Genomic DNA, 22,749 nt, shown 5'->3' with positions numbered 1-22,749 from the left:
GCGTTGCGGCGGCCCCGCGTGCGCCGCTATGCGCAGGCGGGCGGCTGCGGCGCGAGCCATGCGTCGAACGGCGCCTGCTCGCCGATATTGAACAGTTCGAGCAGCAGCGCCCGCAGCCAGCGATGGCCGGGGTCCGCGTCGAAGCGGCGATGCCAGTACGCATTGACGGCCCATTCGCCGGCGCCGGCGATCTCGTACAGCACGCACGGCTGGCGTGCCGCGAACGTGATCGCGATCGTCTCCGGCAGGATCAGCGCGTAATCGCCGCCCTGCAGCAGGGCAGGCACCACCAGAAAATCGGGCAGCGCCGCGCGCACGCGCGGCATCAGCTCGTGCCGTTCGAGCAGTTGCATCGATTGCGGATGCGACGTGACCGCGACGAAGCGCAACGCATCGGGCGCCGTGCCGTCGAGCACGAAATCGTCGGGCAGCCCGACGCGCTGCGCGGTGCGGCGTGGCATCAGCAGCACGCAGCGCTCGTGCAGCAGCGCGGTGCGCTGGAAGTGGCTCGACGCATCGGCAAAATGCCCGAGCGCGAAGTCGATGCGCCCCGATTCGAGCGCGACGTTGAGCTGGCATTCGTCGACGTGCAGTGTCTCGATCACGGCGCCCGGCGCGCGCCGGTCGAACGCGGCGAGCAGCGTCGGCAGGAACGCGCTCGCCGCGAAATCGCTCATGTGCAGGCGGAACACGCGCTGCGTGCTGTCGGGCGCGAAGCGCGAGCCTTCGTCGAGCACGTCCTGCAGGATCGCGAGCGCCTTGTCGACCGAGATCGCGAGCCGTTGCGCACGCGGGGTCGGCTCGACGCCGGTGCCGGTGCGCACGAACAGCGCGTCGCGGAACATCAGCCGCAGCCGGCCGAGCGCGTAGCTGACGGACGGCTGCGTGACGCCGAGCCGCAGCGCCGCGCGGCCGACGTGCCGCTCCTCGTACACCGCGCGAAACGTCTTCAACAGGTTGAGATCGAGATCCTGCACGCGCAGGCCGTCGGGCGCGTCGCCGTCGTGCGGCGCGGGTTCAGGGCGGGCGGGGGCCGTCGCGCGGCCGGGAGCGGAGAGCGTCATCGGGTCTGCCTCGCGGTGACGGAAGGCGGGTGGCCGTAACGCCGCGCATACGCCTTCGCGAAATGGCCGAAGCCATGGATGCCGTGCGCGATCAGCACGTCGGTCACGCTGCGCGCGTCGCCGCGTTGCAGTGCCGCATGCACGGCGGCGAGCCGACGCTCGCGCACGTACGCGGCCGGCGTGGTGTGCAGGAACGCGCGGAACGCATGCTGCAGCGTGCGCGGCGCGACGCCCGCGACGGCCGCCAGCGCGGCGAGCGCGAGCGGCTCGCCGAGATGCGCATCGACGTGATCGCACGCGCGGCGCACGTGCGCGGGCAGCGGCGGCGTGCCGCGCAGCAGCGCGTCGCTGTACGCGTGCGGCAGGTGCGTGAGCAGCAGCGACATCAGCCACGCGGTGAGGTCGGCGCCGAACACCGGCGAGGCCGTGCCGACGCCCGGCTGCGCGCCGAGCCGGCACAGGTACTCGAAGGTCGGCAGCACGAGCGCGGCGCCTGTGCCGCCGGCCGCGAGGTCGAATTGCAGCGGCCGCGTGAGCGTCGCCTGCAGCATGTCCTGCAGCTTGCGTTCGAGCGCGCCGCGTTCGAGCCGCAGCACGAGGTTGCGGCAATCGGGGCTCGTGCGCAGGCGGCTCGCGAGCGCGGGCGACGACACGGTCAGCTCGCCGGGCCCGGCGCGTGCGACGACGCTGCCGGCCTGCAGCTCGCATGCGCCCGCGAGCGTCAGCCGGAACAGGAAGTGATCGGCATCGTCGCCGAAATCGATGCGTGTCTCGCGGCCGTAGCAGAGTTCGAGCAGCGCGCCGTGATGCAGCGGCACCTCGTACAGCTCCGCGTGAAACGGATCGCGGCCGGACGCGGCCATCCGGTGCGGCCCGAGCCGGTGCGCGACCGCGCGTTCGACCTCGTCGGGGGCCTGCAGCGTGCCGAGCCGGTTCGGCGCATGGCGGGAAAGGGCGATGTCCATGCCTAGACCTCGTGGCGGATACGGGAGCGCCGCGGCCTGCGCATCGCCGCGATTGCGTTGCGCGAACGGGCGCGTCGTTGCGCGTTTTGAAGCGACGCGGCGCGGGCGGCCGCGTAGTCTCGGACATACTCGATCACCGGGAGAAAACGATGAAGGTATGTGTTCTGGGCGGCGGCCACGGTTGCCATGCGGCGGCCATCGACCTGCTCGAAAAAGGCCACGACGTGACGTGGTGGCGGCGCGATCGCGAGCCGCATGCGCGGCTGCGCGAGCTTGGCGTGCTGAACGTCGCCGACTATCGCGGCAAGCGTTCGGTGCCGCTCGGCGATGCGCCGGGCGCGATCCGCCTGACCGACGATCTCGCCGCCGCGCTGCGCGGCGCGCAACTCGTCGTGGTGCCGCTGCCGGCCACGTCGCACGACGCGCTCGCCGCGCAGGCCGCGCCGCTGCTGGAGGATGGCCAGGTCGTGTTCCTGCCGCCCGGCACGTTCGGCAGTGCCGTGTTCGCCCGCGCGGCGGCCGATGCCGGCAACCGTTCGCGCGTCGCGTTCGCCGAAACGGGCACGCTGCCGTACCTGGTGCGCAAGCACGGCGACAACGACGTCGTGATCAGCGCATACGCGACGCGCCTGCCGACCGGCGTGTGGCCGGCGAATGCGGCGGGCTGGGCGTTCGACGTGCTGCGCGCCGGCTATCCGTCGGTCGAGCCGGTCGAGGATGCGTTGTCCGGCGCGCTGATGAACGCGGGCCCGGTGATCCATCCGCCGCTGATCCTGATGAACGCCGGCCCGCTCGAACACTTCGACGCGTGGGACATCCACAACGAAGGCACGCAGCCGTCGATCCGCCGCGTGACGAACGCGCTCGACGCCGAGCGCATCGCGGTGCGCGAAGCGCTCGGCTACCGCGCGCCGCATTTTCCGCTCGCCGATCACTACGCGACCGACGGCGACGAGTGGATGTACGGGCGCGGCGCGCACGGCAAGCTGACCGATAGCGGCGACTGGCGCGAGAAGATCGATCTGCGCGCGCATCGCTACATGCTCGAGGACACCCGGCTCGGGCTGTCGTTCATCGTGTCGTGCGGGCGTTGGGCCGGCGTGCCGACGCCCGTCGCGCAAGGGCTGCTGAGCATCGCGAGTGCGGTCGCGGTGCGCGACCTGTATGGGGAAGGCCGCACGCTGGAGCGGCTCGGGCTCGCGGCGCTGTCGAAGGACGCGCTGCGCGCGCTGCTCGACGCGGGGTATTCGGCATGAAGGCGGCCGCCGATGTGACACGCATTCACGTGCTCGGCGCGGGACGCATGGGGCAGGGCATCGCGCTCGTGTTCGCGTTCGCGGGCCTCGACGTGACGCTGATCGACTTCAAGCCGCGCGACGTGCACGCGTGGCGCGCATTCGAGGGCCGCACGCGCGACGAGATCGTGCGGCCGCTGCACGCGCAGATCGCGCTCGGCCGCATCGACGCCGCGCAGGCCGATGCCGTCGTCGCGCGCATCGCGCTCGTGGCGCGGGACGGCGGGGCCGACGCGGTACGCGATGCCGACATCGTGTTCGAGGCGCTGCCCGAAGTGCTCGATGCAAAGGCCGACGCGCTGCGCTGGCTCGGCGAGCACGTCGATGCGCACGCAACGATCGCGTCGACCACGTCGACGTTCGTCGTCACCGAATTGCAGCGCCACGTCACGCACCCGGCGCGGATGCTGAACGCGCACTGGCTGAACCCGGCGCTGCTGATGCCGCTCGTCGAGGTCAGCCGCAGCGAGGCGACCGATCAGGCCGTCGTCGACGGGCTCGCGGCGCTGCTCGAACGCGTGGGCAAGAAGCCGGTGATCTGCGGGCCGGCGCCCGGCTATATCGTGCCGCGCATCCAGGCGCTCGCGATGAACGAGGCCGCGCGGATGGTCGAGGAAGGCGTGGCCAGCGCCGAGGACATCGACACTGCGATCCGCACCGGCTTCGGCCCGCGTTTCGCGGTGCTCGGGCTGCTCGAATTCATCGACTGGGGCGGTTGCGACATCCTGTACTACGCGTCGACGTACCTGGCCGGCGAAATCGGCCCGCGCTTCGCGCCGGCCGCGAGCGTCGTGCGCAACATGGAAGCCGGCCGCGACGGCGTGCGCACGGGCGCCGGCTTTCACGACTATGCGGCGGTCGACGTGCCCGCGTACATGCGGCAGCGGCTCGGCGAATTCGCGCGGCTGCTCGACCATCTCGGGCTGGCGCCGGCGTTCGACCGCGCGCGGCGCGACGCCGGGCGCTGAGCGGCGCGCGATCATGCCGGGTCGCCGCGCGAACCGGCGGCGGGCGTGGTGCGCGTCTCGCGCATCACGCACAGCGTCGCGACGGTCACGAGGCCGAGCGCAATGAGGAACAGCGACACCGGCCACGACGCGTGATAGCGCGCGAGCAGCGCGGTCGCGATCAGCGGCGACATCCCGCCCGCGAAGATCGATGCCACTTCGTGACCGAGCGCGACGCCCGAGTAGCGCACTTCGGTGCTGAACAGCTCGCCGACGAGCGCGGGCAGCGTGCCGATCATCGCGCCGTGGCTCACCGCCGTGCCGACCGTCAGCGCGAGCCACACGAGCGGCGTCACGCGCGTGTCGAGCAGCCAGAAGAACGGAAACGCGCACGCGACGAGGCTCAGCGCGCCGATCAGGTACACGGGCTTGCGGCCGATCCGGTCGGACAACCGGCCCCAGGCGAGCATCGCGCCCATTTCGACGATCATCGCGATCATCACGCCGGTCAGCATCGTGCCGTTCGGAATCCCGAGGTATTTTCCGTAGACGAGCGAGAACGCGAGGAAGATGTACGCGCCGCCGTTCTCGGCCACGCGCAGCCCCATCGCGAGCAGGATTTCCTTCGGATGGCGGCGGATGCACTCGACGATCGGCAAGTGCGTGTGCGCGCCGCGTTTGCCGGCCTGTTCGAAGTCGCGGCTTTCCGGCAGATGGCGGCGGATATAGATGCCGATCGCGAAAATGACGATGCTCGCGAGGAACGGCAGCCGCCAGCCCCACGCGCGGAACAGGTCGTCCGGCAGCGCCTGCGCGGCGAGGAACGCGATCGACGACAGCACGAAGCCGCCGCCCACGCCGAGCTGGCTCCACGCCGCGTAGTAGCCGCGCTGCCCGGGCGGCGCGTTCTCGCTGATCATCAGCACGCCGCCGCCCCATTCGCCGCCGGACGCGATGCCCTGCAGCAGGCGCAGCACGACGAGCGCGGCCGGCGCCCACAGGCCGATCTGCGCATAGGTCGGCAGCAGGCCGATCGCGAAGGTCGATGCGCCCATGATCAGCAGCGTCCAGACGAGCGACGCCTTGCGCCCGTAGCGATCGCCGACGTGGCCGAACACGATTCCGCCGAGCGGCCGCGCGACGAAGCCGAGCGCGAACGCCGCGAACGCGGCGAGGCTGCCCGCGAGCGGGGAGGCGCCGGGGGGGAAGAACACGTGACCGAACACCAGCGCCGCGGCCGTGCCGTACACGAAGAAGTCGTACCACTCCATCGCGTTGCCGGCGACGGAGGCGATGACGATCCGGCGCAGTTGCCGGTCGGCGAGCGGCGCGGCAGCGGCGCCCGGGGATTGCACGGTGTCGGTCGGGTACATGGCGGACTCTGAAGGGGGAGGCAGGCGCGTGCCGTCTTCGCGATGCATGCGGCACTGCGGGCTAGTGTTGTCGGCCCGCCGCTTCCCGGTCAAATCCGCAGAAAAAGGGGAGTGTCATCACTCCCGCAAATGATGGTCGGCGCGCGCTGCGGCGCTTTCCCGCAGCAGCGCGATCATCCGTTGCGCGAGCGGCGGCACGTACGCGCCCGCGCGGTGCATCGCGCCGATGCGGCGGTCCAGTTCGAGTTCGCCGGCCCGCAGGTCGAGCGCGCGCAGCCCGGTCACCTGGGTGAGCGCATCGGCGCCGCCGACGCACAGCAGCGACGTGCCGCGCAGCAACTGCAGCAGCGACGTGTTGCCGAAATCGGTCTCGACGCGCAGGCGCGGCGCCGGCAGCCCGCGCGCGCGGAATGCGTCGTCGATCCGGTGCCGCACCGGGATCGTCGTCTCCGGCAGCAGCCATTCCTGGTCGGCGAGATCCGCGAGCGTGAGCGCGCGCTTGCGCTGCAGCGGGTGGGCGGCGTCGGCGAGCACCGTGAGCCGGTCGTCGAACAGTGCGATGGTGTCGAGCGCGGGGTCCGGCTGCTGCGGCTCGGGCGCCACCACCAGGTCGAGCTCGCCGGCCGCGAGCAGGTCGAGCAGCTCGCGCGCGAGCCGGCAGCGCAGCCGCAGCCGCGCGGCCGGCCGCTCGCGAATCAGTTGCCGGCACGCGCCGAGCACGAACGCGTTGGGCACGGTCGGCGAGTAGCCGACCCGCACGACGCCCTGTTCGCCGCCGCGGATCGCGCGCATCTCCTGCATTGCATCGTCGAATTCGAGCGCGATCCGCTGCGCGCGGGCGACGAAACGCGCGCCGGCCGGCGTCGGCGTCATCCCGTTCGCGGTGCGCTCGAACAGCGTCACGCCGACCTGCGCCTCCAGCCGCTGCACGGCCTTGGTCAGCGCGGGCTGCGACAGCCCCAGCGCGTCGGCCGCCTTGCCGATGCTGCCGTGCCGCTCCACGGCCAGCAGGTACTCCAGATCGCGGGTATCCATCAGGGGATTCCTGTCGGTTATGACTTTATATCCGGTAATGCATTGTGGTGATGCCTCGGCATCTTACAGACTGGCGGCACTGTTCGACCAGGAGAATCGTCTTGAGCTTCGCCTATTTCCTGCGGCGCGCGGCCCGCTACTGGGGCAGCCAGCCCGCCGTGGTCCACCGCGACCGCGCCGTCACGTACCGTCAGCTCGACGAACGTTCGACGCGCCTCGCGAACGCGCTGCGCGGCCTCGGCTTCGCGCGCGGCGAGCGTATCGCCGTGCAGGCGCGCAACTGCATCGAGCTCGTCGAGATCGAGTGCGCGCTGTACAAGGCGGGTCTCGTGAAAGCCGCGCTGAACCCGCGCTTCACGGCGGCCGAGGCCGCCGACGTCGTTGGCAACTGCACGCCCGTCGCGTTCATCGGCGGGCGCGGCTATACGGACTACACGCCCGATTCGCCGGGCTTCGGGTCGGTCGAGCGGTTCGTGTCGCTCGACGGCGCGGTCTCCGGCTACCTCGACTACGAAACGCTGCTCGCGAAGGGGAGCGATACGGCGCCCGACTACGTACCGGCGGCCGACGATCTCGCGGTGCTGCACTTCTCGTCCGGCTCGACCGGGCGCATCAAGGCGGCGATGCAGAGCTACGGCAACCGGCTCGCGTCGCTGCGCAAGATCGTGCTCGGGATGGACCGTCCCGCGCAGCCCGGCGACCGGCTCGCGCTGATCGGGCCGATCACGCACGCGTCGGGGATGCTGATGCAGCCCTACCTGTTCTGCGGCGCGACGCTGGTGCTGTTCGACGCGTTCGAGCCCGCGCAATTCCTCGCCGAAGTCGCGCGCCAGCGCATCACGCACACGTTCATGGTGCCGGCGATGGTCAACATGCTGCTCAACACGCCGGCGCTCGCGCAGGCCGACCTGCGCAGCCTGAAGGTGCTCGGCTACGGCGCCGCGCCGATGGCGCCCGCGCGGATCGAGGAAGCATGGGCGCGCATCGGCCCGGTGCTGTCGCAAGGCTACGGCGCGAGCGAATCGACGTCGGGCGTCACGCGGCTGGGGATCGCCGATCACGCGCATGCGCTGCTGCACGACCGCGAGCGGCTCGCGTCGTGTGGCCGGCCGCTCGGCGAAACGGAAGTGCGGGTGGTCGATGCGGACGGGCGCGAAGTCGAGGGCGATGCGATCGGCGAGCTGGTGATTCGCGGCGCGGACGTGTTCCAGGGCTACTGGAATGCGCCGGAGCTGACGCGCGAGGTGCTGATCGACGGCTGGCTGCACACCGGCGACCTCGCCCGCACCGATCGAGAAGGCTTCATCTACCTGGTCGACCGCAAGCACGACATGATCATTTCGGGCGGCTTCAACGTGTATCCGACCGAAGTCGAAGCGGCGCTGTACCGGCACGAAAGCGTGCTCGAGGCCTGCGTCGTCGGCGTGCCAGACGACAAGTGGGGCGAGGCCGTGAAGGCCGTCGTCGTGCTGCGTGCCGGCCATGCCGCGCAGGCGGCCGACCTCGTCGCGCACTGCCGCGCGCAGCTCGCCGACTACAAGGCGCCGCGCTCGGTCGATTTCGTCGCGGAGCTGCCGAAGAACGCGAGCGGCAAGATCGCCCGCAAGCTCGTGCGCGAGCCGTACTGGCGCGGCGTCACGCGTCGCGTCAACTGAAGGAGCCCGCCATGTTCGATCATCTGCAACGCCCCGAATTCGTCGCGCTGCGCGCGGCCGTGCTGCGCTTCGTCGACGACGAGCTGCGCCCGATCGAGCGCGAGCTCGGGCTCGACTCGGAAGACGTGTGGCCGCGCGACGTGCTGCGCCGCGTGTGGCAACGCTCGGCCGCGCTCGGCTTCTATACCGCGAGCCTGCCCGTCGAGATCGGCGGCCAGGGGCTGTCGATCGCCGAGGTGTGCGCGCTGAAGGCCGACCTGGCCGCCTGCGGCGCGGCGCTCGCGCCGCACGTGCTCGGCGAACTCGGCGGGCCGCCGCGCATCGGCAACATGCTGAAGTACGCGACCACCGCGCAACTCGACCGCTATTTCCGGCCGGTGATGCGCGGCGAGAAATCGACGTGCTTCGCCCTGACCGAGCCGCACTCGGGCTCGGACGCGATGAGCATCCGCACGACGGCGGTCGAGGACGGCGAATCACTCGTCATCAACGGCACGAAGCACTACATCAGCGGCGCGCCGTTCGCCGATTTCGCGATCGTGATGTGCGTGACCGACGCAACCGCGACGCCGCCGCAGATCACGGCCGTGCTGGTCGATCTCGACCTGCCGGGCGTGAGCGTTCAGCATGAGTACGTGCCGATGTCGGGCCAGCACATCGACGCGGACATCCGCTTCGTCGACGTGCGCGTGCCGCGCGAGAACGTGTTCGGCGGGGTCGGCAACGGCTTCCGGCTCGGCATGTCGCGCATCAACGTGAACCGGCTGCTGCATTGCCCGACGATGCTGGGCCTCGCGATGTCCGCGTATCGCGCATCGCTCGACCATGCGCGCACGCGCCGGCAGTTCGGCGGCCCGATCGCGCGCTTCCAGGCGATCCAGCACATGCTCGCCGACATGGCGGCCGCGCTGTGGGCGTGCGAAAGCATGATCGCGCACACGGCGGCCCTCGCCGATGCGGGCGCCGACCTGCGGATGACGGCGTCCGCGTGCAAGCTGTACGTGTCGGAGCGGTGCTTCGAGGTCGCGGACAAGGCCGTGCAGATTCACGGCAACGTCGGCGTGACGCGCGGCCATCCGGTCGAGCAGACGTTCCGCAAGCTGCGGATGTTCCGCATCCTGACCGGCACGAGCGAGATCCAGCGCAACGCGATCGCGAAGGCGATTCTCGACCCGGCCGGCGCGGGGCGCGACGCATGACGACCCGCGGCACGCGCGGCGCGTGGCCGGCCGGCGACGATCACGCGCCCGCATGGTCGTGCCTGCGCGGCGTGCGGATCGTCGATGCCGGCCAGTTGCTGCCCGGCCCGCATGCGTGCGCGCTGCTGCGCCAGCTCGGCGCCGACGTGATCAAGGTCGAGCCGCCGGGCGGCGACGCGTTGCGGCAGTTTGGCGCCGACACGTTCGCGCAGTTCAACCGCGGCAAGCGCTCGCTCGTCCTCGACCTGAAGACGCCGGACGGGCGCTCGCGCTTTCTCGATCTGGTGCGCGACGCGGATGCGGTGGTCGAAGGCAACCGGCCCGGCGTGATGGCGCGGCTCGGGCTCGATTACGCGACGTTGGCCCGCGCGAACCCGCGCATCGTGCTGTGCTCGATCACCGGCTACGGGCAGGACGGTCCGTATGCGGACCGGCCCGGCCACGACCTGAATTTTCTCGCCGATGCCGGCTACTGGTCGGTGCCCGCGCAACTGCACGACACCGTTGCGCGGCCGCGCGTGCGGCTCGCCGATCATGCGGCCGCGATGCATGCGGCGCTCGCGCTGGCCGTCGCGGTGATGAGCGCGCGATCGAACGGGCTCGGCCAGCACCTCGACGTGTCGATTCACGATGCGATGTTCGCGTGGACCGCTCCGGCCGCCTGGGCGCTGCGCACGGGCCGCGATACGCCGGATGCCGCCCGCTGGGTGATGCCCGACAACGACCTGTTCGAAACCGCCGACGGGCGGCACATCGCGCTCGCGACGTTCGAGGACAAGTTCTGGGCCGCGTTCGCCGACGCGCTCGGCGATGCATGCCCGGCGCTGCGGGAGCCGCGCTACGCACGGCGTGCGGGCCGGCAGCAGCACCGGCACGCGCTCGGCGCGCAGTTGCGCGCGCTGTTCGCGACGCGTACGCAGGACGACTGGATGCGCGTGCTCGGCGCGCTCGGGCTGCCGGTGTCGCGCGTGCCCGATGCCGGCGAGCTGTTCGACGATCCGCAGGTGCGGGCTCGCGGCGTCGCGCGCGAAGTGGCGGCCGACCGCACGCTCGCGGTGCGCTTCCCGGTGAAATTCTCGCTCGGGCTGCCGGACGGCGACGACCGTGTGGCGGCGCCTGGCGAGCACGGCGGCGGGTAGCGCGACGCCCCGACCGCCCACGATAACGAAACAGGAGACAGCCATGACGAATGGTGCGCAGTACCGCCCCGGACGGGCGTGGTCCATCGCGACGATGCTCGCGCTGATGATGCTGGTGAATTTTCTCGACAAGGTCGTGCTCGGCCTCGTGTCGGTGCCGATGATGCGCGACCTGCATCTGAGCCCGACGCAGTTCGGCGTGATCGGCGGCAGCCTCAACTGGCTGTTCGCGGTCGCGGCGGTCGCGGGCGGCATCGCCGCGAACCGCTGGCCCGCGAAATGGCTGCTGTTCGCGATGGCCGCCGCGTGGGCGCTGCTGCAATTGCCGATGCTGGTGGCCGGCTCGATCTGGGTCGTCATCGCGTGCCGCGTGCTGCTCGGCATCGGCGAAGGCCCCGCGTCGCCGGTTGCGACGCACGCGATCTACAAGTGGTTTCCCGATACGCGGCGCAACCTGCCCGTCGCGCTGCTGCACCAGGGCAGCGCGCTCGGCCTGCTGATCGCGGGGTTGTCGATTCCAGTCATCACGACGCACTGGGGCTGGCGCGCGAACTTCGCGGTGCTCGCGCTGCTCGGGGCCGTGTGGTGCATTGCGTGGGCGGTGCTCGGCGAGGAGGGCACGCTGGCGCGGGCGCCGCGCGCGGCGGGCGGCGACCGCGTGCCGTACGGCCGGCTGCTGACCGACCGCACGGTGCTCGGCAACTTCCTCGGCCACTTCGCGGCGAACTGGATTCTCGCGATGACGCTCACGTGGATGCCGACCTACCTGCAACTCGGGCTCGGCTTCGGGCCGCACGAGGCCGGCCGCATGTTCGCGCTGTTCGTCGCGGTCACGTCGCCGCTCAGCCTCGCGCTCGCATGGCTGTCACAGACCCTGCTCGCGCGCGGCATGCCGTCGCGCCACGGCCGCGGCACCTTCATCGCGATCACGCTGGCGGTCGCCGGCGCGATGCTGGCGATGCTGCCGGTGCCGGACGTCCCGCGCGCGGCCAAGCTCGTGCTGCTGACGCTCGGCAGCGGCCTCACCTTGACCATGTACTCGATCGGCCCCGCGATGCTCGCCGAAGTGACGCCGGACGCGCAGCGCGGCGGCGTGCTCGCGCTCAGCAACGGTTTCGCGTCGCTCGCGGGCCTGGGCGCGCCGGTTGTCACCGGGATGCTGATCGAGGGCGCCGGCGCGTCGGTCGCACACGGCTTCGAACAGGCCAGCCTCGTGTGCGGGGTCGTGCTGATCGCGTGCGGCGTGCTCGGCGCCTGGTGCCTCGATCCGCAGCGCTCGCTGCGGCGTCTCTCGGGCGAAGCGGCGCGCGCCGATTCGCCGGTCGGCGCGTGCGGCCGCTAGCGCCGCGCATCGCATCGGTTTCGGCGTGCGGCCGGCTTGCCGGTCGGCGCGCCTTTCGACGGCAGGCAGTACCACGATACGCCGCGCAACGACGCGGCAGGAGGAGACATGAAGAAGATGATCGCGGCGACGCTGGTCGGCGCGCTGTGTGCAAGCGCGCACGCGCAGTCGAGCGTGACGCTGTTCGGCCGGATCGGCGGTGGCGTGCGGTGGGTCAACGGGCTGCCGGGCGGCAGCCAGGTCGGCTTCAACAACAACATCATCGCGGGAAACGAGTTCGGCATCCGCGGCCGGGAGGATCTCGGCAACGGGCTCAAGGCGCTGTTCGTGCTCGACGGCGCGTTCAACAGCGGCAACGGCGCGCTCAAGACGTCGGGCACGCTGTTTTCGCAGGCGGCGTATGTCGGCCTCGCCGGCGATTTCGGCCGCCTGACGCTCGGCCGCCAGTTCAACGTCGCGGAGGATCTCGGCATCGCGCTCGATCCGCTCGGCGGGCGCGGCCAGTCGCTCGCGGTCGAGCCGGGCGTGCTGTTCGACGGCAACTTCTTCACGCTCGATTCGCGTTTCAACAACACGATCAAGTATCTCGGGCAGGTGGGCGGGCTGCGCTTCGGCGCGAACTATTCGCCGGGCGGCGTCGCCGGCCGCTCGCATGCGGGCACCAGCTATTCGACGGCCGCGATGTATACGTATTCGGACCTGATGGGCGGCGTGTCGTACGCGAAGACGTACAGCCCCGACGGCTCGCAATCCGCGCAGACGATCCAGGCGGGCGGCACGCTGCAACTCGGCCGCGCGCGCTTCTATCTGAGCTATGCGTCGCTGAACGTGCGCGCGAACAAGGCCGGCGCGCCGTCGCGACGCGACGATATCCCGTCGTTCGGCGTCGTCGTTCAGCCGCTGCCGTCGGTGCAGTTGAGCGCGGCCGCGTTCTACGATCGCGCGCGCAATCTCGGCAACGTGTCGGGCGCGGACGGCCACAAGCTGACGACCTACGCGATCGCCGAGTATTTCCTGTCGAAGCGCACCGAGCTGTATGTCGAAGTCGACCGCAACGGGATGACGGGCGCGTACATGCGCGATCCGGCGACGATCGCGGCGCTGAACCTGCGGCGCGGCGCGAGCGCGACGACCGGCGTGTCGATCGGGCTGATGACGCAGTTCTGAAGTCTTCCCTTCAACGATTTTCAGGAGCGTGATTCGATCATGCGTACTTCATCCAGAATGGCCGCGGGGCTGCTGACGGCAGCATGCTGGACCCTCGTCGCCCATGCGCAGCCCGACGCCGCGAGCGCGGCGGTTCCGTCGTCATCGACTGCGATCGCGCAGGAATCCGCGCAAGCGCCAGCATCGGCGTCGGCCGGCGTGCCGCCCGCGCAGCGCAAGGCGGCCGACCGCAAGCTGAAGCGCCGCGTCAGCACCGCGCTCGCCCGCACGAAAAACCTGAACGCGACGCGCATCCTCGTGCGCGTGCGCGACGGCGGCGTGACGCTCGCGGGCTCGGTCACCGATACGGCCCAGGTGAATCTCGCCGTGGCGGTCGCGCGGCGCGTCGACGGCGTGACGTCGGTATCGAACCAGTTGCGCATCGACGGCCAGCAGCCGTGATGTCCGCGCGCATCGCGCGATCCTTTTCCACCAGGAGGCATGATCCGATGCAAATTCATCGACGCTTTACCCTGACCCGGCGAGGCCGCCGGCTGGCCTGCACCTTCGCGCTGGCCGGCGGGCTCGCGCTCGCGGCCACGGTCGCCGCCGCAACCGACGGCGTGGCGCCGACCGGCATGATGCAGGGCTTCCCGCCGCCGGCCGACCGGATCGTCGACAAGGCGAACGCGTTCACGCCGGCCCGGCTGCGCTGGGCGCTGAGCAACACGCGGCTGCTCGCGCCGACGGCCGGCATCCGGCATGCGGCCGCGCCGATGCCGCTCCCCGAGCAGCCGGCGCCCGGTCTCGACGCGCTGCCCGTGACGATCGGCGGCGAGACGCTGACGCTCGACGCGTACCTGCGTGCGACCCACACCGACGGCTTCATCGTGCTGCAGCGCGGCCGGGTCGTCTACGAGCGCTACTTCGACGGCTTCCGGCCCGACCAGCCGCACGCATGGGCGTCGATGACGAAATCGGTGACGGGGCTGCTCGCCGCGCAGATGATCGAATCCGGCGTGCTCGATGCGAATGCGCCGCTGTCGCGCACGGTGCCGGAGCTGGCCGACACGCCGTTCGGCGGCGCGACGCTGCAGCAGAACCTCGACATGGAAGTGCCCACCGCGTATGCGCCGGGCATCCCGCCCGATCTCGGGCTGTTCGGCGCGGTCGGGCTCGTGCCGCACCGAGAAGGCGCGCCGGCGAGCATCGCCGATTTCCTGCTGACCGTGCGGCGCGTGCCGGACGTCGCGCCGGGCAGCGCATGGTTCTACCAGAACGGGTCGCCGGAAGCCGTCTCGTGGGCGATGCAGCGCGCGACGGGGCAGTCGTGGAGCGCGCTGGTCGAGCGGTGGCTGTGGCGCGATTTCGCGGAAGACGATGCGTACGTCGCGGTGGACCGCAATGCGATGGCGATGGCGAGCGGCGGGCTGTACACGACGCTGCGCGACGCCGCGCGCTTCGCGGAACGCGTGCGCACCGGGCTCGCCGGCGCGCGCGGCATGCTGCCGGCCGCGACGATCCGCGCGGCATTGCAGCCGGCGCACAACGCGGCGCTGTTCGCGAAGGGCAACGTGGTACCCGGCAAGGACGGCTACGCGTATCGCGACTACTGGTATCAGGTGAACGACGGTGATGGCTCGTTCGCGGCGGCGGGGCGCTTCGGGCAGGCGATCCTCGTCGATCCGAAAACCGCGCTGACGATCGTGAAGTTCTCGGCGTCGCCGGACTTCGCGCCGCGCGCACTCGATGCGCAGCGCGAGGCGACCCGGCCGCGCGCGGCGCTCGAGCGCGGCGATGCGCTGAGCGCGGTGGCGCGCGCGGTGGCGGAGAGGCTGCGGTAACGTTCCCGCGCCCCGTGCGCGGCTACCGTTCGATCTGCCGGTTCCAGCGCGTATCCCACTGCGCGCGGCGCGCGTTGATCGCGGTCCAGTCGACCACGGTCACCTTGCGCACCAGGTCGTCGACATTGCCGAGGCTCTGCTGCATCGTGGCGGGCATCTTCGCGAGACGGTTGGTCGGGATCTGCCTGCCGGCCTCGGCCGCCTTCGTCTGCGCGGGCGCGGACAGCAGGAATTGCGCGAGCTTCTGCGCCAGTTGCGGATCGGGGTTGTTCGCGACCACGCACAGGTCGACGAGCAGCAGCACCGGGCCTTCCTTCGGGTTCGCATATGCGACGGGGATGCCCTTGTCCTGCAGGTCGCCGACGCCGGTCGGCGTGAGCGGGAACAGGCCGGCTTCGCCCGTCTGCACCATCTCGGAGATCTTCGCCGAGTTCGGGATGTACTCGACGACATTCGGCCCGACCGTGCTCGCCCACTTGCCGAAGCCGGGCTCGACGTTCTGTTCGTTGCCGCCGAGCAGCCGGTTGATCGCGAGGAAGCCGTGCAGCCCGAACGTGCTGCTCGACGCCGACTGGAACACGACCTTGCCCTTGTATTTCGGATCGGCGAAATCCATCCACGACGTCGGCGGCGCCCAGCCTTTCTCGGCGAACAGCTTCTTGTTGTACGCGATGCCGGTCATTCCGAGCTGTACGCCCGCGCCGACGTCGTCCTTCATCCGCGCGAACGGATACAGCTCCTTCAGCACCGGCGAATCGTCGAGTTTCTGGCATACGCCGAGGCTTACCGCGCGCGCCATCACGCCGTCGTCGAGGAACGCGACGTGGATCTGCGGCTTGTTCCGGTTCGCGAGCAGCTTCGCGAGCACGTCCGACGACGTGCCGGGCACGATCACCACCTTGACGTTGTTCGCTTTCTCGAAGTCGGGCAGCACCTGGCTCGTATAGGCCTTTTCCATCGGGCCGCCGTTCATGCCGACGTAGATCGTCTTCGTTTGCGCGAACGCGGGCGCGCCGGCGCCTGCGATGCCGAGGGCGGCGGCCGCCGCGATCGTTCCGAGCAGTTTCATCAAAATTTACTCCTGGAAACCCCGGCCTTTCTCCCAAGGAGACTTCCTTTGGGGGGCGAGGAGTGAAAGGATTGCCGCTGACAGGCAGCTTCTTCCACGGGTTAAGGTCACCGGTATGGTTCTTGTCTACAGCTACCGGGTGAAGTCGCTCGACGGTTTGCTGAACGAGCCGCGTAGTGCACTACGTCTGGAACCTCTGCAACGACACGCGAAAGCATGCGCTCGAGTGGAACAAGAGGTGATCGACGGATTTCGCCTTGAATGGCCTGGTGTCGGCTACGAAACTCGCCAACACCAGGATGACGAAGAGCGTCTGCGACGCGTTCTGGTCGTCTTGCCGGGACACGCTCTGCTACAAGCCGATTACGCACGGAGCCACGTTCAAGAAAGTCGAAGAAAGCGGTTCTACCCAGTCTTGTTCGGCGTGCGAATCGAAAGACAGCACGACGCGGCCGAAAGGTATCGCAGGACTGCGAATAAGAGAGTGAGCTTGCTGTAGATGTGGTGTCGCACATTATCGTGATACCAATGCTGCGCTGATCATTCTCCGATGCGGACGTGCATCGCCGGATGTTGGAATCCTTCGCCGTTAGGCGCAGGGGGACGTCAATTGTGGGGCTCCTCTTGACGGAAAGGGGCGGTCGGCGCGGCTTGGCGGAAAAAGCGGCCGATCGAGAATGCGTCGAGTGGCGTGGCGGTTTCGCCGGTCGTGACGAGATCGGCGAGCACGTCGCCGACGCCCGGCGCGAGCAGGAAACCGCCCCCGGAAAAGCCGAACGCGTGCAGCAGATTCGGCGTCGTGCGGCTCATGCCGATGATCGGGTTGTGGTCGGGCGTGCAGCCTTCGACGCCGCTCCACGTGCGGATCAGCAGCGCGTCGCGCAACGCGGGCAGCAGCGCGCACGCGTCGCGCATCACCGCGCGCGTCGTATCGACCGACGGCTGGCCGAATTCGCCGTCGCCGCGGCCGCGCCCGCCGCCGATCACGCAGTTGCCGCGCGCGACCTGGCGCGCGTACACGCCGCCGCCGTACACGCCGAGGTTGTGCGTGATGAACGGCGGCAACGGTTCGGTCACCCACATGTTCGGGTAGATCGGCTCCATCGGTACCGCTTCGCCAAAGCGTTCCGCGATCGTGTTCGCCCACGCGCCGGCCGAATTGATCAGCCACGTCGCGGTGTGCGCGCGGCCGCCCGCCTGCAAGTGAAAGCGCGTGCCATCGTGATGGACCGCGTCGACGGGCGTGTGCTCGAAGACGTCCGCGCCCGCCGCGCGGGCCGCGCGCGCGAACGCGGGCGACACGAGGCGCGGGTTGGCATGGCCATCGGTCTCGCACAGCGAGCCGCCGAGCGCCGCGCGGCCGAGCCACGGGTAGCGGCGGCGGAACGCATCGCCACGCATCACCTGCAGCGGCAAGCCGTGTGCGCCGGCGAGCGCCGCATACGCGTCGAGTGCGTCGAGATCGTCATGGCTGCGCGCGAGCCGCAAGTGGCCGGACACGACGAATTCGCCGTCGATGCCGATCAGCTCGGGCAGCCGATCCCAGAGACGCCGCGCGCGCAGCGCGAGCGGCAGTTGCTCGGCCGGGCGGCCTTGGCAGCGTACGCCGCCGTAGTTCACGCCGCTCGCCTGCGCGCCGCAGTCGCGCCGTTCGAACAGCCCGACGCGCAGCCCGCGGCGCGTCAGCGCGAGCGCGGCCGACGCGCCGACGAGGCCGCCGCCGACGATCGCGACGTCGTAATGCCGGATCTCACTCATCGCGTGCCTCGTCGGGAATCGCCGTGACCTCGTCGCCCGCGAGCGCGGCCGAGATCGGGAACGGTTTCACCGGCGGTTGCGCACGCAACCGTCCGACGTCGGCGAGCGGGCGGCCGGTTTCGGCGGCGAGCACGAGCGCGGCCGCATCGCCGCACATGCGGCCCTGGCAGCGGCCCATGCCGACGCGTGTCAGCGCCTTCAGCCGGTTCAATTCGGTCGCCGCGCCGTCGCGCACGCAGCGGCGCAGCGTGCCCGCGTCGATCTCCTCGCAGCGGCACACGATCGTGTCGTCGGCGCAATGGGCAGCCTGTTCGGCCGGCGGCGCGAACGCCGTTTCGAGGCCGGCGCGGAATGCGCCGATGCGGGCGAGCGTGCGTTCGAGCGCGGCCGCGCCGGGTTTGGCGGACGGCGAGCGCGACGCGATGCCGGCGTCGTCGAGCAACGCGAGCGCCGCGCGCCGGCCCGATGCCTCGGCCGCGTCGGCGCCCGCGATGCCCGCGCCGTCGCCCGCCACGTAGAGGCCGCGCACCGACGTGCGTCCGGCCGCGTCGCGCTCGGGCAGCCAGGCGCGATTGAGCGGGTCGAATTCGAACCGGCAGCCGGCGAGATCGGCGAGCTGCGTCTCGGAACGCAGGCCGAAGCCGAGGCCGAGCGCGTCGCAATCGAGTACGCGTGGCGACGCGGTTTGCCCATCGTCGCCGGCGGCGCGCCATGCGAGCCCCGTCACATGCCGGTCGCCGAGCACGCGCTCGAGCGTGACGCCCGTTTCGATCGCGACGCCATGCGCGCGCAGCCAGCCGATGGTGTAGAGCCCCTTCGCGAAGATCGACGGCATGCGCAGCAACGCGGGCGCGGCAGCGGCCTGGCGGCGCAGTGGGCTCGTGTCGAGCACGGCCGCGACGTTCGCGCCGGCCTTCGCATACTGGTAGGCGACGAGGTAAAGCAGCGGCCCCGTGCCCGCGAGCACGATGCGCCGGCCGATCGCGCAGCCCTGCGCTTTCAGCGCGACCTGGGCGCCGCCGAGCGTATAGACGCCCGCGAGCGTCCAGCCCGGCACGGGCAGCATGCGGTCGGTCGCGCCGCTCGCGACGATCAGGTGCGAGTACGGCACCGTCACTTCGCGTCCGTCCTGCAGCGTGTCGACGCGGCCGGCGCCGCATGACCACGCGAGCGTGTTCGGCCGGTAGTCGACCTGCGGCAGCAGCGCGGCCATCGTCTGGTGCACGGCGTCGGCCTTCGCCGCCTCGAAACCGTACAGCGTGCGCTTGCCGCGCACGAATGCGGCGTCGGCCGGCGGTTGGCGGTAGATCTGTCCGCCCCAGCGCGCGTTCTCGTCGATCACGACCGGGTGCAGCCCCGCGTCGACCAGCGCCTCGGCCGCGCGCACGCCGGCCGGTCCCGCGCCGACGATCACCGGTTGCAGTACGGCGCTCACGATGCGTCTCCGGTCGCGGCCGGCCGGGCGGCCGTAAGAATCCGCATGCCGTCGGCGATCGGCGTCGAGCATGCGCGCACGCGTGCGCCGGCTTCGGTGCGCACCCAGCAGTCCTGGCAGGCGCCGATCAGGCAGAAACCCGCGCGCGGCTGGCCGCTGAATTCGCTGACGCGCACGCGACGCTGCGCGACCAGGATCGCGGTGAGCACGGTGTCGCCGGCGAGCGCCTGCGCGGGCCGGCCGTCGAGCACGAACGCGACGGGGGCGCGTTCGCGTTCGGCGACGCGCACGAACTGCGCGCCGTCGTCCGCGACGTGAGTGGAACGGGAAACGGGAGTCGTCATCAATGTTGGCCGATCAGGATGCGGTTCAGGCCGTACACGCGATCGAGCAGCAGCATCGCGCCGGCGGTGATGAAGATGACGAGCGCCGACACCGACGCCATCATCGGGTCGATCGATTCGGTCGCGTACATGTACATGCGCACGGGCAGCGTGACCGTCTGCGGCGACGTGACGAAGATCGACATCGTCAGCTCGTCGAAGCTGTTGATGAACGCGAGCAGCCAGCCGCCCGTGATGCCGGGCACGATCATCGGCAGCGTGATGCGGCGGAAGATCGTCCACGGGTCCGCGCCGAGCGAGCACGCGGCCTGCTCGATGCTGCGGTCGAGGCCGGCGACCGACGCGAGCACGAGGCGCATCACGAACGGCGTGATGACGATCATGTGCGCGAGCACGAGCCACGCGAACGAGCCGGTCGCGCCGATCAGCGCGAAGAAGCGCAGCAGCGCGATGCCGAGCACGAGGCCGGGAATCACGAGCGGCGACAGCAGCAGCCCGTTCAGGAACGCGCGGCCCGGAAACGTCGCGCGGCCGATCGCGAGGCCGGCCGGCAGCCCGATCGCGAGCGACAGCGTGGCCGACGCGAACGCGAGCTTCACGCTGTTGAAGAACGCGGTCACGAAGTCCGGATAGTCGAGGATCGCGCGGAACCAGCGCAGCGACACGCCGCGGGTCGGCAGTGTCAGCGTTTCGTCGGGCGTGAACGCGACGAGCACGACGATCACGAGCGGCGCGAGCACGAACAGGATCACGAGCGTGTGGAAGGCGAGGGCGAAGGGACCGTTCTTTCTCATCGCGATGCGCCTCCGAGGCTGCGCGCGTAGCGGCGTTCGAGCACGCGGTAGTAAGTGAGCATCACGACGAGGTTCGCGGCGAGCAGCAGCACCGCGATCGTCGCGCCGAGCGGCCAGTTCAGCGAGCCGAGGAACTCGTCGTAGACGGCCGTGGCCGCGACCTTCAGCCGTCGTCCGCCGAGCAGGCCCGGAATCGCGAACGCGCTCGCCGACAGCCCGAACACCATCAGGCTGCCCGACAGCACGCCCGGCATCAGTTGCGGCACGACGATGCGGCGCAGCGTCGTGAACGGCGACGCGCCGAGCGACAGCGCCGCGTGTTCGGTCTGCGGATCGAGCCGCTGCAGCGCGGTCCACACGGGAATCACCATGAACGGCAGCATCACGTGCACCAGTGCGATCACGATCGCGAAGGTCGTGTATTCGAGCTTGTACGGCCCGAGACCCACGAGCCCGAGCGCCTGGTTCACGAGCCCGCCGGTGTTCAGCAGCATGCTCCAGCCGAATGCGCGCACGACCACCGACACCAGCAGCGGCGCGAGGATCGCGAGCAGGAACAGCGAGCGCCACGGGTCGCGCATTTTCGACAGCACGTACGCTTCCGGCGTGCCGATCGCGACGCAGATCGCGGTGGTCAGCGCGGCGATCCCGAACGTGCGCGCGAAGATCGTGTGGAAATACGACGAGCCGAGCACTTCCGCGTAGTTGCCGAACTGGAACGCGGCGATCGGACCGGTGGCCGGGTCGAAGCGGTAGAACGTCAACACGAAGGTCATCGCGAGCGGCACGAGCACGAGCGCGGCGAAGAGTGCGAATGCGGGCGCGCACATCAGCCACAGCGGCGCATGGGCGCGCCAGCTCGCGCGTGTCGTGCGGGCCGGCTGCGTCGCGTGCGCGGCGGTGCGTGTCGGCACCGCGTCATGCGCACCCGATCGCGCGAGTCCGGCCGGTGCGACGTCGGTCGAGAGCGGGCGGGAAGGCGGTCGCATTCAGGCCTCCCGGCGCATCACGCGCACCGCGTCGCTGTGCCAGTCGATGCCGACCGGCGCGCCTTCCGCGAGCGGTTCCGCGCCTTCGTTCTGGCAGCACACGAGCACTTCGCCGAGCGCGCTGTCGACGCGGTACAGCCACTGGCTGCCGAGGAAGAACCGGCTCGTGACGGTCGCGGCGAAGCGGCCGGCGTCGGGCGCGCACAGCCGCAGCTTCTCCGGACGGATGCAGACCGACACCGCGTCGCCGACGCGCATGTCGCGCTCGCGCGGCGGCAGGTGCGCGGTGCGGCCCGTCTCGGCGAGATCGTGCCCGAGGTCGATGCGGATCGCGTCGCCGTCGTGCGCGACGATCGTGCCGGGCAACAGGTTCGCCTTGCCGATGAACTGCGACACGAAGCGGTTTTCCGGGCGCTCGTACGCGCGGTACGGCGTATCGGTCTGCGTGATGCGGCCGGCTTCCATCACGACCACGCGGTCGCTGATCGACAGCGCTTCGGACTGATCGTGCGTGACCATGATCGTCGTCGTGCCGATCTTGCGCTGGATCGCGCGCAGCTCGAACTGCATCTCCTCGCGCAGCTTCGCGTCGAGGTTCGACATCGGTTCGTCAAGCAGCAGTACGGGCGGCTCGATCACGACCGCGCGCGCGATCGCAACCCGCTGCCGCTGGCCGCCCGACAATTCGCGCGGAAAGCGGTGCGCGAGCGCGTCGAGCCGTACGAGCGCCAGCGCCGCGCGGATGCGCTCCGCGCGCTCGGCCTTGTCGACGCCGCGCATGTCGAGGCCGAAGCCGACGTTCTCCGCGACGCTCATGTGCGGAAACAGCGCATAGCTCTGGAACACGATGCCGAGCCCGCGGCGGTTCGGCTTCAGGTGCGTGATGTCCTGCCCGTCGAGCGCGATGTGGCCGCGCGTGACGTCGACGAAGCCGGCGATCATCTGCAGCGTGGTGGTCTTGCCGCAACCGGACGGCCCGAGCAGCGACACGAATTCGCCCTGTTCGACCGACAGGTTGACGTCCGCGACGGCGGTGAGCGCGCCGAAGGTTTTCGTCAGATCCGTAAGCGTGAGAAACGACATGGAGAGCTCCGGTTCGCACACCGCGTGGCCGGTGCGCCGATGACGCGGACTCTAGCCAGCCATATTTCGGCGCGTCAATTTCGAATTCTGCTGAACGGGATGAATTTCGAAAAAATTCCGTTGAACGGAACGAACCGGCCGATCGCAGGCGAATCGTTCCGATGGATGAAGGGCGCCCGAGCCGCGAAACGCACGCGTCAATCCCGTGCACACCCGGATGTCAGCGGAATTTCGACCGGACGACAATGGCGGCTACCCTATTCCGTTCAATGA

At 70.4% G+C, this 22,749-nt stretch carries 20 protein-coding genes and 1 pseudogene; 10 read left to right on the top strand and 11 right to left on the bottom strand.

Going from position 1 to position 22,749, the window contains the following annotated elements:
* Window positions 1-26: 26 nt before the first annotated feature.
* A complete protein-coding gene (locus tag DFS13_RS11335) occupies window positions 27-1,064 on the bottom strand; it encodes a LysR family transcriptional regulator (RefSeq protein ID WP_060212741.1) in 1,038 nt (345 codons plus the stop codon).
* Complete coding sequence (locus tag DFS13_RS11330; protein WP_060212739.1) at window positions 1,061-2,029, bottom strand: AraC family transcriptional regulator; 969 nt, start codon at window positions 2,027-2,029, stop codon at window positions 1,061-1,063. The genes DFS13_RS11335 and DFS13_RS11330 overlap by 4 nt, the downstream gene beginning before the upstream one ends.
* Window positions 2,030-2,178: 149 nt before the next feature.
* Here DFS13_RS11330 and DFS13_RS11325 point away from each other — a divergent pair, with 149 nt between their 5' ends.
* Both DFS13_RS11325 and DFS13_RS11320 read left to right on the top strand, forming a co-directional pair.
* The gene (locus tag DFS13_RS11325; protein WP_006495631.1) at window positions 2,179-3,285 is read left to right on the top strand and encodes an NAD/NADP octopine/nopaline dehydrogenase family protein; all 1,107 of its coding nucleotides are present in this window, start codon (window positions 2,179-2,181) and stop codon (window positions 3,283-3,285) included.
* Window positions 3,282-4,292: a 3-hydroxybutyryl-CoA dehydrogenase gene (locus tag DFS13_RS11320; protein WP_060212736.1), complete on the top strand. Its 1,011-nt coding sequence runs from the start codon at window positions 3,282-3,284 to the stop codon at window positions 4,290-4,292. Before DFS13_RS11325 ends, DFS13_RS11320 begins: the two co-directional genes overlap by 4 nt.
* Window positions 4,293-4,303: 11 nt before the next feature.
* On the opposite strand, the gene DFS13_RS11315 is transcribed toward DFS13_RS11320, so the two are convergent.
* Both DFS13_RS11315 and DFS13_RS11310 read right to left on the bottom strand, forming a co-directional pair.
* Window positions 4,304-5,644, bottom strand: a complete 1,341-nt coding sequence (locus tag DFS13_RS11315; RefSeq protein ID WP_006483609.1) for an MFS transporter — start codon at window positions 5,642-5,644, stop codon at window positions 4,304-4,306.
* Between the two features lie 117 nt (window positions 5,645-5,761).
* Entirely contained in the window at window positions 5,762-6,679 is a 918-nt protein-coding gene (locus tag DFS13_RS11310) for a LysR family transcriptional regulator (protein WP_060212734.1), read from the bottom strand.
* A 101-nt stretch (window positions 6,680-6,780) separates the two neighbouring features.
* Between DFS13_RS11310 and DFS13_RS11305 the strand changes: the two genes are divergently transcribed.
* From DFS13_RS11305 to DFS13_RS11275, 7 genes are all read left to right on the top strand, one after another.
* On the top strand, window positions 6,781-8,334 hold the full coding sequence (locus DFS13_RS11305) for an AMP-binding protein (RefSeq protein ID WP_006483606.1): 1,554 nt from the start codon (window positions 6,781-6,783) through the stop codon (window positions 8,332-8,334).
* A gap of 11 nt (window positions 8,335-8,345) precedes the next feature.
* Window positions 8,346-9,533 (top strand): acyl-CoA dehydrogenase family protein, encoded by a 1,188-nt coding sequence (locus DFS13_RS11300; RefSeq protein ID WP_034202730.1) that lies wholly within the window; start codon window positions 8,346-8,348, stop codon window positions 9,531-9,533.
* Window positions 9,530-10,672 (top strand): CaiB/BaiF CoA-transferase family protein, encoded by a 1,143-nt coding sequence (locus DFS13_RS11295; protein ID WP_034202729.1) that lies wholly within the window; start codon window positions 9,530-9,532, stop codon window positions 10,670-10,672. Before DFS13_RS11300 ends, DFS13_RS11295 begins: the two co-directional genes overlap by 4 nt.
* 43 nt (window positions 10,673-10,715) lie before the next feature.
* Window positions 10,716-12,014: an MFS transporter gene (locus tag DFS13_RS11290; protein ID WP_006493195.1), complete on the top strand. Its 1,299-nt coding sequence runs from the start codon at window positions 10,716-10,718 to the stop codon at window positions 12,012-12,014.
* A 108-nt stretch (window positions 12,015-12,122) separates the two neighbouring features.
* Entirely contained in the window at window positions 12,123-13,181 is a 1,059-nt protein-coding gene (locus DFS13_RS11285; protein WP_034202728.1) for a porin, read from the top strand.
* A gap of 39 nt (window positions 13,182-13,220) precedes the next feature.
* Window positions 13,221-13,622, top strand: coding sequence for a BON domain-containing protein (locus DFS13_RS11280; RefSeq protein WP_230205475.1), 402 nt, complete (start codon window positions 13,221-13,223; stop codon window positions 13,620-13,622).
* A gap of 47 nt (window positions 13,623-13,669) precedes the next feature.
* Window positions 13,670-15,004 (top strand): serine hydrolase, encoded by a 1,335-nt coding sequence (locus DFS13_RS11275; RefSeq protein WP_060212733.1) that lies wholly within the window; start codon window positions 13,670-13,672, stop codon window positions 15,002-15,004.
* Between the two features lie 22 nt (window positions 15,005-15,026).
* Here DFS13_RS11275 and DFS13_RS11270 read toward each other — a convergent pair whose 3' ends face one another.
* The gene (locus tag DFS13_RS11270) at window positions 15,027-16,073 is read right to left on the bottom strand and encodes an ABC transporter substrate-binding protein (RefSeq protein WP_034202725.1); all 1,047 of its coding nucleotides are present in this window, start codon (window positions 16,071-16,073) and stop codon (window positions 15,027-15,029) included.
* A 263-nt stretch (window positions 16,074-16,336) separates the two neighbouring features.
* Here DFS13_RS11270 and DFS13_RS11265 point away from each other — a divergent pair.
* Window positions 16,337-16,666, top strand: a pseudogene (locus DFS13_RS11265) (zinc ribbon domain-containing protein); the annotation flags it as partial.
* Between the two features lie 13 nt (window positions 16,667-16,679).
* Here the strand turns inward: DFS13_RS11265 and DFS13_RS11260 are convergent.
* The 6 genes from DFS13_RS11260 to DFS13_RS11235 are packed head-to-tail and all read right to left on the bottom strand — an operon-like array spanning window position 16,680 to window position 22,476.
* The gene (locus DFS13_RS11260) at window positions 16,680-17,831 is read right to left on the bottom strand and encodes an FAD-binding oxidoreductase (protein ID WP_060212731.1); all 1,152 of its coding nucleotides are present in this window, start codon (window positions 17,829-17,831) and stop codon (window positions 16,680-16,682) included.
* Entirely contained in the window at window positions 17,824-19,266 is a 1,443-nt protein-coding gene (locus DFS13_RS11255) for an NAD(P)/FAD-dependent oxidoreductase (RefSeq protein WP_060212729.1), read from the bottom strand. The genes DFS13_RS11260 and DFS13_RS11255 overlap by 8 nt, the downstream gene beginning before the upstream one ends.
* Window positions 19,263-19,610: a (2Fe-2S)-binding protein gene (locus DFS13_RS11250; protein WP_012493144.1), complete on the bottom strand. Its 348-nt coding sequence runs from the start codon at window positions 19,608-19,610 to the stop codon at window positions 19,263-19,265. The genes DFS13_RS11255 and DFS13_RS11250 overlap by 4 nt, the downstream gene beginning before the upstream one ends.
* Window positions 19,610-20,404 carry an ABC transporter permease gene (locus DFS13_RS11245; protein WP_048988333.1) on the bottom strand — a complete coding sequence of 265 codons (795 nt, stop codon included), beginning with the start codon at window positions 20,402-20,404 and terminating at the stop codon, window positions 19,610-19,612. The genes DFS13_RS11250 and DFS13_RS11245 overlap by 1 nt, the downstream gene beginning before the upstream one ends.
* A complete protein-coding gene (locus DFS13_RS11240; RefSeq protein WP_058902769.1) occupies window positions 20,401-21,393 on the bottom strand; it encodes an ABC transporter permease in 993 nt (330 codons plus the stop codon). The genes DFS13_RS11245 and DFS13_RS11240 overlap by 4 nt, the downstream gene beginning before the upstream one ends.
* Complete coding sequence (locus DFS13_RS11235) at window positions 21,394-22,476, bottom strand: ABC transporter ATP-binding protein (RefSeq protein ID WP_060212994.1); 1,083 nt, start codon at window positions 22,474-22,476, stop codon at window positions 21,394-21,396. It lies immediately after the preceding gene.
* Window positions 22,477-22,749 lie beyond the last annotated feature (273 nt).

Origin of the sequence: Burkholderia sp. 28_3, from assembly GCF_003253915.1 — a bacterium.
Classification (GTDB): Bacteria; Pseudomonadota; Gammaproteobacteria; order Burkholderiales; family Burkholderiaceae; genus Burkholderia; species Burkholderia cenocepacia.
Note: the sequence above shows the minus strand (reverse complement) of the source record. Positions and strands in the feature narration are given on the sequence as shown.